This is a genomic window from Streptomyces sp. SID1328, from assembly GCF_009865595.1.
Lineage (GTDB): Bacteria > Actinomycetota > Actinomycetes > Streptomycetales > Streptomycetaceae > Streptomyces > Streptomyces griseoluteus.
The window spans coordinates 1-1720 of record NZ_WWKH01000018.1; the positions used below are offsets into that span (position 1 = coordinate 1).

The 1720-nt window shown below is 73.4% G+C and carries 2 protein-coding genes; one reads left to right on the forward strand and one right to left on the reverse strand.

Annotated features, from left to right (window positions below; translation table 11 throughout):
- Positions 1-127 precede the first annotated feature (127 nt).
- Positions 128-499, forward strand: coding sequence for a hypothetical protein (locus GT030_RS00625; protein ID WP_135791749.1), 372 nt, complete (start codon positions 128-130; stop codon positions 497-499).
- 140 nt (positions 500-639) lie between these two features.
- Here GT030_RS00625 and GT030_RS00630 read toward each other — a convergent pair whose 3' ends face one another.
- Positions 640-1482 carry a MurR/RpiR family transcriptional regulator gene (locus GT030_RS00630; protein WP_135787595.1) on the reverse strand — a complete coding sequence of 281 codons (843 nt, stop codon included), beginning with the start codon at positions 1480-1482 and terminating at the stop codon, positions 640-642.
- Between the last annotated feature and the right edge of the window lie 238 nt (positions 1483-1720).

Genomic DNA, 1720 nt, shown 5'->3' on the forward strand with positions numbered 1-1720 from the left:
GCCCGCCGGAGCGGCCCGCCCGGCCCGCGCCCGCCCGTACCCGCGCCGCCACCCGCACTCCGCGGGCCACGGTCACCGAAACACCTACCGCAACCGAGGGTTGAACCTCCGAAAGGACAGCAGAACCATGGCGAACACCGAAACGGCACTGAAAGAGGCGCTCACCTCCATCGAGGGTGCCAGCGGCGTCGCGCTCGTCGACTACACCAGCGGCATGGCGCTGGGCACGCTGGGCGGAAGCAAGACGTTCGACCTGAACGTCGCGGCCGCGGGCAACACCGACGTGATCCGCGCCAAGATGCGCACCATGGAGCACCTGGGGCTCAACGCCGAGATCGAGGACATCCTGATCACGCTGAGCGACCAGTACCACCTGATCCGGCTGCTCAAGGGCCGGGGCGGCAACGGCCTGTTCCTCTACCTGGTGCTGGACGGCCGGGCCAACCTGGCCATGGCCCGGCACCAGCTGAAGCGCATCGAGCAGGACCTGGAGGTCTGAGCCGCCCCGACGCCGTGGCACGGCGGCGGGCCCCGCCGGGGGCCGCGTCGCCCGCCGCGTCGGCCTCCCGCGTCACCGTGTCCGATGTTCGCGCGGCAGGTTGATGAGGCCGCCTGAGACGAGCCTCGAGAGCGCGCCGGTCACTCCACGAAGAGCCCTCGGGCCGAGGCGCGCGCGTCGAACTCCTCCAGCCGGGCCTGCGCGTCCGGCAGCCCGTCGCACAGCGCCTCCAGCAGGACCCGGCCCAGCAGCATCGGCGCGCACGCGGTGTCGAAGGCGAGCCCGGTGCCGACGGCGGCGGGCAGCAGCAGGTCGGAGTACTTGGCGACCGGCGCGAACGCGGAGTCGGCCACCGTGACGATCGTCAGCCCGGCCTCCCTGGCGTACGCGAGGGTGTCCAGCACCTCCCGCGGGTGCCGGGGCAGGGCGAAGCAGAGCAGTGCGGACGCCCCGGCCCGTACGGCGGCGTCGATGCGGTCCTGCACCATCGAGCCGCCCTCGTCGAGCAGCCGGACGTCGGGGTGGACCTTGGCGGCGAAGTAGGCGAAGCCGAACGCCTGCGGGGCGGCGGCGCGCAGGCCCAGCACCAGAAGCGGGCGGGAGGCGGCCAGGACCCGCCCCGCGCGCTCGACCGGGGCGGGGTCCGCGAGGAGTTCGGCGAGGTGGCGCAGGTTCTCGATCTCGGCCTCGACGGCCTGCTGGTACTCGTTGAACGCGCCGTTGTCCGCGGCCGGTTCGGCGGGTACGACCTCGCGCAGATGGCGGCGGAGCGCCGGGTAGCCGTCGAAGCCGAGGGCGACCGCGAACCGGGTGACGGAGGGCTGGCTGACTCCGGCCAGCTCGGCCAGCTCCACGCTGGACAGGAACGGCACGTCGGCGGCGCGGCGCACCATGCTGTGCGCGATCCGGCGCTGGGTGGGCGTGAGCCGGTGCCCCTCGAAGAGCGCCTGCAACCGGTTCGCAGGGCTGTCGCTCGCGCTCATGCCGCGCTCCCCCTCCAGATGTCGTCGGGTCCTGGACGCCCCCGCGCGGAAAGTACGGAGGGTACAGCGCCGGGGCAGGGCGGGGCACCGTCGCCTATTCAGACGCGATATCCCTTGCATACCTTTATACAGCGCGGCGGGCGGCCCGTCAGTCGGCCGACAGATCCTCCGGCGCGGACCGGGCGATACCGGCCAGGGTGTCCAGGGCGGGGCCGAGCACGCCGGCGGGCGGGGAGGC